11 protein-coding genes and 1 pseudogene are annotated in these 8209 nt (G+C 28.9%); 4 read left to right on the top strand and 8 right to left on the bottom strand.

All coding sequences use genetic code 11. The features are described from left to right. Window positions 1-36: 36 nt before the first annotated feature. The 7 genes and pseudogenes from Q0352_RS08365 to Q0352_RS08335 all read right to left on the bottom strand — a co-directional run bounded on the left by Q0352_RS08365 (window position 37) and on the right by Q0352_RS08335 (window position 3537). Window positions 37-519, bottom strand: a complete 483-nt coding sequence (locus Q0352_RS08365) for an SRPBCC family protein (protein ID WP_299526547.1) — start codon at window positions 517-519, stop codon at window positions 37-39. Between the two features lie 4 nt (window positions 520-523). After that, window positions 524-912, bottom strand: a pseudogene (locus tag Q0352_RS08360) (TspO/MBR family protein). Window positions 913-983: 71 nt separating this feature from the next. Next, window positions 984-1463, bottom strand: coding sequence for a glutathione peroxidase (locus Q0352_RS08355; protein WP_299526552.1), 480 nt, complete (start codon window positions 1461-1463; stop codon window positions 984-986). A gap of 83 nt (window positions 1464-1546) precedes the next feature. After that, window positions 1547-2230 (bottom strand): SDR family NAD(P)-dependent oxidoreductase, encoded by a 684-nt coding sequence (locus tag Q0352_RS08350; RefSeq protein WP_299526544.1) that lies wholly within the window; start codon window positions 2228-2230, stop codon window positions 1547-1549. 4 nt (window positions 2231-2234) lie between these two features. After that, window positions 2235-2456, bottom strand: coding sequence for a hypothetical protein (locus tag Q0352_RS08345; protein WP_299526541.1), 222 nt, complete (start codon window positions 2454-2456; stop codon window positions 2235-2237). 3 nt (window positions 2457-2459) lie between these two features. After that, entirely contained in the window at window positions 2460-3161 is a 702-nt protein-coding gene (gene folE, locus Q0352_RS08340) for a GTP cyclohydrolase I FolE (RefSeq protein WP_299526538.1), read from the bottom strand. Further along, on the bottom strand, window positions 3124-3537 hold the full coding sequence (locus tag Q0352_RS08335; RefSeq protein ID WP_299526535.1) for a 6-carboxytetrahydropterin synthase: 414 nt from the start codon (window positions 3535-3537) through the stop codon (window positions 3124-3126). Before Q0352_RS08335 ends, folE begins: the two co-directional genes overlap by 38 nt. 168 nt (window positions 3538-3705) lie before the next feature. Between Q0352_RS08335 and Q0352_RS08330 the strand changes: the two genes are divergently transcribed. From Q0352_RS08330 to Q0352_RS08315, 4 genes are read left to right on the top strand one after another with little or no spacing between them, the layout of a single operon-like run. Then, window positions 3706-4365, top strand: a complete 660-nt coding sequence (locus Q0352_RS08330; RefSeq protein ID WP_299526532.1) for a TetR/AcrR family transcriptional regulator — start codon at window positions 3706-3708, stop codon at window positions 4363-4365. A 6-nt stretch (window positions 4366-4371) separates the two neighbouring features. Next, window positions 4372-5682: an AarF/UbiB family protein gene (locus tag Q0352_RS08325; RefSeq protein WP_299526549.1), complete on the top strand. Its 1311-nt coding sequence runs from the start codon at window positions 4372-4374 to the stop codon at window positions 5680-5682. Further along, window positions 5682-6299 carry a flavin reductase gene (locus Q0352_RS08320; protein ID WP_299526529.1) on the top strand — a complete coding sequence of 206 codons (618 nt, stop codon included), beginning with the start codon at window positions 5682-5684 and terminating at the stop codon, window positions 6297-6299. The genes Q0352_RS08325 and Q0352_RS08320 overlap by 1 nt, the downstream gene beginning before the upstream one ends. Window positions 6300-6304: 5 nt before the next feature. Next, the gene (locus Q0352_RS08315) at window positions 6305-7726 is read left to right on the top strand and encodes an SDR family oxidoreductase (RefSeq protein WP_299526526.1); all 1422 of its coding nucleotides are present in this window, start codon (window positions 6305-6307) and stop codon (window positions 7724-7726) included. On the opposite strand, the gene Q0352_RS08310 is transcribed toward Q0352_RS08315, so the two are convergent. Beyond that, a partial coding sequence (locus tag Q0352_RS08310) for an FAD-binding domain-containing protein (RefSeq protein ID WP_299526523.1) occupies window positions 7719-8209 on the bottom strand: 491 nt, incomplete at its 5' end. The genes Q0352_RS08315 and Q0352_RS08310 overlap by 8 nt on opposite strands.

The following is an 8209-nucleotide window of genomic DNA, read 5'->3' as shown; positions in this document are numbered from 1 at the left end:
ATCGACATTATTATAATTTTTAAAAACATTTCCTTTTTACTTTAACGAACCAAATAACTCAATTAATTTTGTAGTTCTGTAGTTAAATATTTCTGTTAACTTAGGTTTTACCAATATTGGATGTACCATTCTTCCTATAAAACCAAATGGAACTTTATAATCTATTATATCTTCCATTTCAACTCCTCCTTCAATCGGTTGTATAAAATGTTTATGATGCCATAAAGCATAAGGACCAAATCGTTGTTCATCAACAAAATATTCTTTATCAACCACTTGAGTTATTTCTGTAACCCAATTTGTTTTAATACCTAAAACTGGTGTAACTATATATTGAATAATTTGCCCAGCAAACATTGGCTTATCATCACCCGAAATAATATCAAAACTCATATAATTAGGAGTAATGATTTTTAAATTTTTTGGATTGGATAAAAAATCCCAAGCCTGGTCAACTGAAATTGGCAATTTTTGTTTCGAAGATAAACGATAAACAATTCCTTTTGAAGAAAACTCCATAACCTTAATTTTTTAAATATGAATAAGCATTTAAACTAGTTGCAATAAGTAACCATAAAAAATAAGGTACAATTAATAAGGATTTTAATTTCATTTCAGAAAGAAAACTGAACAAATAATACCCAACAAGTACTGTAAGCAATATAATTATAATCAATCCCAAACCAATAGCGTGCTGATTAAAAATATAAAGTTCCACGATACATTTAAAATAAATTGAATGATAAACAATAACCAAAATGTATTGGTAACTTTTATATTTACCAAATAAGATAAATAGATTGAAAAACAGATCATTATGGTTGTCCATGCAACACCAAAAACCCAACCAGCAGGTGTCCAAGGAGCCTTATTTAATGTTAAATACCAATTGGATGTTGGGCCGCTATTCATTAGCCAACTACCAATACCAAGTGCTGAAAAATTTATCAGTAAAAACAATACTAACCACATCATTTGTTTCATTACAGTTGTTTTGTAATTTTACTACTCATAGGACCTGTAATTGAGTAGTAATAATCTATAAAATTACCATTTTCATCTATTAAGTATTTTTGAAAATTCCATTTTACCGAGCTACTTTTTACTCCGTTTAATTCTTTTTCAGTTAACCATTTATATAAAGGATGTTGTTTATCTCCTTTCACATCCACCTTTTCAGCCATTAAAAATGTGACACCGTAATTAACCTGACAAAAGGATTGAATTTGCATAGCATTTCCTGGTTCTTGACCACCGAACTGATTGCAAGGAATACCTATTACAACCAATTTATTATTGTATGTTTCGTGCAATTTTTGCAAATCGGCATATTGTTTTGTAAATCCGCATTCTGAAGCTGTGTTCACAAAAAGAATTTTCTTCCCTTTAAACTTCAATAAATCTATTTTTTCACCCGATAAACTTTTTATAGAAATATCGTAAATTGATGTTTTAGGTTTCATAAATATTGAATTATTTGTTGTTATTATTGTTAAAAAAAACAAACTAAATATAGTTGCTATTAATGCTATTGTTTTCATATATATTATATTTTAAAAGTTACAATACCACAATCCAACCTAATTATTTGCCCTGACATTCCTCCTGATTTTTCTGAAATCAAAAAATCTGCCATATCAGCAACTTCTTGTGGTATTAAATATTTTTTTAGCGGATGCCGCTCTGCAATTGCTTCTTTCATTGCATCATTTCTTAATAATTTTTCAGATAAGGTCGTATTTGTAATTGTAGGCGCAATAGCATTGATTCGAATTTTTGGAGCCAACTCAGCACCTAATGACTTTACAAGTCCTTCAACGGCAGATTTTGCAGAAGCAATGCTGGTATGAAAAGGCATCCCCAACTTAGTTGCAACAGTACTAAAAAGTAATATGGTTGCTTTATTCGATTGTTTTAATTGCGGTAAATACTTTTGTATAGCTTTAACAGCTCCTAAGAAATTAATTTCAAAATCTGATCGGAACTCTTCAATTTTAAATCTTGAGAATGGTTTCAAATTAATACTTCCAGGACAATAAATTAAGCTATCTACCTCATTTAAATCAGGCAATTCATCCACTAAAATATCACAGTTATAATGTAGTAAATTTTCATGAATAATTGAAGGTTTTGACCTACTTATATTTATAACTTTATGAGTGTTAAGCTGATTTTGTAAAATAGCTTCCCCAATACCTTTACTGCCACCAATTATAACAATTGTCTTCATGTTTTTATACTGTTACTTTAAAATTCAACCTTTTCTCAACTTTCTTTTTAATAACAGTAAGCCTTTTCATCAAATCCATTAAATCTGAATTTTTAGTCTTTTTATAAATTTCATTAATTCCTAAAATTAATGATTTCACTTCTTTTGAAGCTATAATACGCTCGTTCGTTGTTCTTAACGAAATTTTACGATGTTCAAATTCCAATGCTTTTTCAACTAAATCCATAATTTATAAGTTTAAATAATTGTGTAATTCTACAACTTTTTCAGGCAAATTAAAAACGCCACCATAATAACTTGTAACTGTTGCTGATGAATCATCTTTAATTCCTCTTGAAGCCACGCACAAATGTTTAGCGTCAATAATTACTGCAATGTCTTCAGTTTCTAAAATTTCGGCTAATTCTCTAGCAACCTGATTCGTTAAACGCTCTTGCACCTGCGGTCTGTTTGCAAAATACTGTACAATTCTATTAATTTTTGATAGCCCAATTACTTTTCCAGATGACACATAAGCCACGTGTACTTTACCAAAAATAGGAACAAAATGATGTTCGCAATTGGAATAAAACTGAATATTTTTTTCAACCAACATTTGATTGTATTGATATTTATTATCAAACAATGCAATCTTTGGTTTGTTAGCAGGATTTAATCCTGAAAAAATTTCATCAATATACATTTTAGCAACTCTTTTAGGAGTTCCTTCTAATGAATCATCGGTTAAATCTAATCCCATAACTTCCATTATTTGTCCAAATAGGTTTGCTATTTTTTCTTTCTTTTCTTCATCATTTATCAAAAAAGCATCCTCTGTTAATGGCGTTTCTATACCAGTATATAAATGATCGTCTCCTATTTCATCAAACGAAAAACTGTTTAATTTATTTCCATTAATAGGGAAATTCAACAAAGTTTCTTGGTGTTTCATAAAGTTTAATTTTTAGTTCGTATTTTTCCTCAATAAGAGGTCTTAAAATCATATAAATAACCCTTGCAATATTTTCGACAGTTGGATTTAAATCTTTAAATTCTTCAACATCTAAGTTTAAATTTTTATGGTCAAATTTTTCAAGAATATTCATTTTAATCAAATCCGATAGCTCCTTAGTATCTATAACATAACCCGTATCCTCATTAATGGAACCAATAACCTTTACTTCAAGTTCATAATTATGACCGTGAAAATTCGGATTGTTGCATTTACCAAATACACTTTTATTTCTTTCATCAGACCACCTTGCATTATGTAACCTATGTGCTGAATTAAAATGTTCTCTTCTAGTAACAGCTGATTTATAATTCATTTTTTTTGTTTAATTTATTTAATACAATATTAAACAATATAAAAGGCTTTTCAAAATAATGCGTATATCTTTAATTTATACTCTCATAAATATTTACTATAATCATCTATTTGATTTAATATTATTTTTTGTTTAATTTACATATTATTTCATTAAACAAAAAAAATTATGGTAAAAAATAAAAAAATATCACACAACGAAATCATTTCTAGCTATATGAGCTATGTGTTAGAAAATGAATCATCACCAAAATCAGTTTACGCATTTGCGAAAGCTTACAATTTTGATGAATCATTATTTTACAGCCATTTTGGCTCTTTTGAATCTCTGGAAAAAGCTATTTTTAAAACGTTCTTTAACAATGCAATGCAAGCTTTAGAAACCAGTGAAGAATACCCAACATTTGATACCCGAAACAAATTATTAAGTTTCTATTTTACTTTTTTTGAAAACCTTACAGCAAATAGAAGTTATGTTTTAATTGCACTGAATGATAATAAAAACCATTTAAATAAGCTAAAAACGCTAACGGAGTTAAGAAAGAGTTTTATACACTTTATAAACGGACTTGAAATAGAAACCATTGATTTTAAACAGAAAAACATAACGCAGTTTCAACAAAAAAGTATTCAGGAAAGTGCCTGGGTTCAGCTTCTAATGACATTGCAGTTTTGGTTAAATGATAGTTCTATATCATTTGAAAAAACCGATATTTTTATTGAAAAATCAATCAATACTAGCTTCGATATCATTTCTACAACACCTTTAAAAAGCATGATTGATTTTGGTAAATTTTTATACAAGGAAAAAATGAATTTAAACTTATAGAGAATGATAAAAAGTATTGATACAATTCCTATTTCTAAAATGCAACGAGCTTCTAAACTTATGCAAACTGGCGCAAAAGTTGGCGTAAACTATTTAAAATATTACGGAGATAAAATTATAAATCCAGAAATTGAAGCTAAAGAACGCTTAAATAAAAACAATGCCGAAGATATATACGATGGTTTAAAAAAACTAAAAGGAAGTGCTTTAAAAGTTGCCCAAATGCTAAGTATGGAAAAAAGCATTTTACCACAAGCCTATGTAGAAAAATTTTCGCTATCACAATTTTCAGTACCACCACTCTCCGCCCCTTTGGTTGTAAAAACATTCAAAAAATACTTTGGAAAATCTCCAAACGAACTATTTGATACTTTTAATTCTAATTCTGTAAACGCAGCAAGTATTGGTCAGGTTCATAAAGCAACAAAAAATGGTAAAAATTTAGCGGTAAAAATTCAATATCCAGGTATAGCAAATAGCATTTCTAGTGATTTAGCTTTGGTAAAGCCTATTGCCATTAGTATGTTTAACATTAAAGGTAAAGATTCCGATAAATATTTTAAAGAAGTTGAAGACAAACTAATTGAAGAAACAAATTACTTTTTAGAGATTAAACAAAGTAAAGAAATTTCAGCAGCTTGTGCTCATATTCCTAATTTACTATTCCCTAATTACTATGAAGAATTTTCTTCAGAAAAAATTATTACCATGGACTGGATGCATGGTGAACATTTATCTGAATTTACGGCACATAATACAGACCAAGAAAAATCGAATAAATTAGGACAAGCCTTGTGGGATTTTTATATGTATCAAATTCATCATTTAAAAAAGGTACACGCTGATCCGCATCCCGGGAATTTTTTAATTTCAGAAAATACTGAATTAATTGCAATAGATTTTGGTTGTATGAAAACCATTCCAGATGAATTTTATATTCCATATTTTGAATTGGCAAAAAAAGAAAATATTAACAATACTCAATTATTTAAAGAAACATTATTTGAGTTAGAGATATTAAGAAATGACGACTCTGAAGAAGAATTAACTTTTTTCACAGCAATGTTTTATGATATGTTAAGTTTATTCACACAACCATTCCATAAAGAAACATTCGATTTCTCTAATCCCGAATTCTTTAAACAAATTGCAGATTTAGGTGACCGTTATTCAAAAAGCACCGAACTTAAAAATATGAATGGAAATAGAGGCTCTAAACACTTTATTTACATCAACAGAACTTTTTTCGGACTGTACAATTTAATGTTCGATTTAAAAGCCAAAGACATAAAAATTAACAATTTTAAAAGTTTATAATGATTTATTTCAACACTAAGGAAATGAATTCTTTAGAGCACTTGTATAAAATAAACCTTATCAATAGTTGTTCTGGATATAAATCTGCTAATTTAATTGCAACAAAATCAATTGAAAACATAACAAATGTTGCTATCTTTAGCTCAATTACGCATATTGGATCATCTCCACCAATGCTAGGTTTTTTTTTGAGACCAACAACAATTTTAAGAAATACCTATGAAAATATAATGGAGGCTAGTTATTTTACAATTAATCATATTCATGAAAAAATATTAAAAGATGCGCATCATACATCAGCAAAATATGATAAATCCATCTCAGAATTTGACGTAACAAATTTAGAAACTGAGTGCAAAGATAATTTTTATGCGCCTTTTGTTAAAGATTGCCCAATTCAATTATCTATGAAATACATTGAAGAATATGATATAAAATCTAATAACACTAAACTTATTATTGGAGAGATACAAGGACTCTATATTAAAGAAAATCTATTGGAAGAAGATGGTTTTATTAATTTATCTAAAGGAACAATTGCAACAATTAACGGTTTGGATGGCTATGCAATACCAAATTTAAAACAACGCTTTGAATATCAAAGACCTATAATTTAAACTATATGAAAATTCTTGTCACAGGCTCAACTGGTTATATTGGAAAACGATTAATTCCATTATTATTAAATGAAGGACATACAGTGGTTTGCTCTGTTAGAGATGCTTCTAGAACCATTAAATACCAAGAAGATGATTATATAGAAATTGTTGAAGCTGATTTTTTAAAGCCTGAAACATTAATAAATATTCCAAAAGATATTGATGTTGCTTATTATTTGATACACTCAATGTCTAATTCTTCAACAGAATTTCATTCCTTAGAAGAAAAATGCGCACAAAATTTTAAGGAATTTTTAGAAAAAACAACAACAAAACAAGTAATTTATTTAAGCGGAATAACGAACGATACCAAACTTTCAAAACATTTATTGTCTAGAAAAAATGTAGAAAATATTTTACAATCAAATACATATTCACTTACTACTTTTAAAGCAGGTATCATTGTAGGTTCAGGAAGTTCCTCATTTGAAATTATTAGGGATTTAGTTGAAAAATTACCTGTAATGATTGCTCCAAAATGGCTGAACACTAAAACACAACCAATTTCAATAAGAGATGTTTTAAAATTTTTATTGAGGGCAATTGGGAATGAAAAATTATATAATAAGTCTTTTGATATTTTTGGCCCAGAAATATTAACTTATCAAGAAATGTTGCTTGGATTCGCAAAAACCAGAGGCCTTAAAAGATACATTATAACGGTACCTATTATGACCCCAAAATTGTCTTCTTATTGGTTGTTTTTTGTAACATCAACATCTTATAAACTTGCATCATCACTCGTAAATAGTATGGGCATTGAAATTATTGGAAACCCCAGCAATATAAATGAGCTATTAGATATAAAACCCATTTCTTACAAAAAAGCAATAAAAAATGCGTTTGTAAAAATTGAACAAAACAGTATTATTTCTAGCTGGAAAGACTCATTTATCAGCGGTCGTTTACAACACAAAGCTCATGAATACATTAACGTGCCAAGCTATGGATGCTATAAAGATATTAAGCAACGCTCCATTATTAACCCAACAGAAACTATTGATAAAATTTGGGCTATTGGAGGAGAAAACGGTTGGTATTACGGGAATTTTTTATGGAAACTTAGAGGTTTTTTTGATCAGGTTGTTGGAGGTATTGGATTAAGAAGAGGCAGAACAAATCCAACAGAACTTAATATTGGTGATTCCCTCGATTTTTGGCGTGTGATTTATGCCGATAAAAAGCAAAAACGACTGTTATTATATGCTGAAATGATACTTCCAGGAGAAGCTTGGTTAGAATTTAAAATTGAAGACAACATATTGTATCAGACTGCTACTTTTAGACCTAAAGGTATTGCAGGACGTTTGTATTGGCTTTCAGTTGTGCCATTTCATTGGTTTGTATTTAATGGTATGATTTCAAAACTGGCAGAACCTATTTAAACAACGCTTTTTTTAGCACCGTTAAATACCGTTCTCTAGCAAATTTATGTTCCACAATTTCGGGAGTTTCCTTATAATTAGGATTCCACTTTTCAATATATTTAAAATTTGGATCAAACTTTTGTTGTTGCGTAAATGGATTAAAAACTCTAAAATATGGAGCCGAATCACATCCAGTACCAGCAACCCATTGCCAGTTTCCATTATTAGCTGACAACTCAAAATCTAATAATTTTTCAGCAAAATAAGCTTCACCCCAACTCCAATCTATTAATAAATGCTTAATTAAAAAACTTGCTACTATCATTCTAACTCTGTTGTGCATATAACCAGTTTCATTTAATTGCCTCATTCCTGCATCAACAATTGGGTATCCGGTTTTACCTTCGCACCATAATTTAAATTCAGCTTCATTATTTCTCCATTGAATAAAATTATATTTCGATTTAAAATTTTCATTAACAACTTTTGGAAAATGATAGA

Origin of the sequence: uncultured Lutibacter sp., assembly GCF_937891065.1 — a bacterium.
Lineage (GTDB): Bacteria > Bacteroidota > Bacteroidia > Flavobacteriales > Flavobacteriaceae > Lutibacter.
The sequence above is the reverse complement of the archived record's forward strand: the minus strand, read 5'-3'. Positions and strand labels throughout refer to the sequence as shown.

Bases quoted from the DNA above. Each gene is read 5' to 3' on its own strand.
- Q0352_RS08315 (WP_299526526.1), top strand. From the start codon at position 6,305: ATGAAAATTCTTGTCACAGGCTCAACTGGTTATATTGGAAAACGATTA.
- folE (WP_299526538.1), bottom strand. From the start codon at position 3,161: ATGAAACACCAAGAAACTTTGTTGAATTTCCCTATTAATGGAAATAAA.
- Q0352_RS08365 (WP_299526547.1), bottom strand. From the start codon at position 519: ATGGAGTTTTCTTCAAAAGGAATTGTTTATCGTTTATCTTCGAAACAA.
- Q0352_RS08320 (WP_299526529.1), top strand. From the start codon at position 5,682: ATGATTTATTTCAACACTAAGGAAATGAATTCTTTAGAGCACTTGTAT.
- Q0352_RS08345 (WP_299526541.1), bottom strand. From the start codon at position 2,456: ATGGATTTAGTTGAAAAAGCATTGGAATTTGAACATCGTAAAATTTCG.
- Q0352_RS08335 (WP_299526535.1), bottom strand. From the start codon at position 3,537: ATGAATTATAAATCAGCTGTTACTAGAAGAGAACATTTTAATTCAGCA.
- Q0352_RS08350 (WP_299526544.1), bottom strand. From the start codon at position 2,230: ATGAAGACAATTGTTATAATTGGTGGCAGTAAAGGTATTGGGGAAGCT.
- Q0352_RS08330 (WP_299526532.1), top strand. From the start codon at position 3,706: ATGGTAAAAAATAAAAAAATATCACACAACGAAATCATTTCTAGCTAT.
- Q0352_RS08355 (WP_299526552.1), bottom strand. From the start codon at position 1,463: ATGAAACCTAAAACATCAATTTACGATATTTCTATAAAAAGTTTATCG.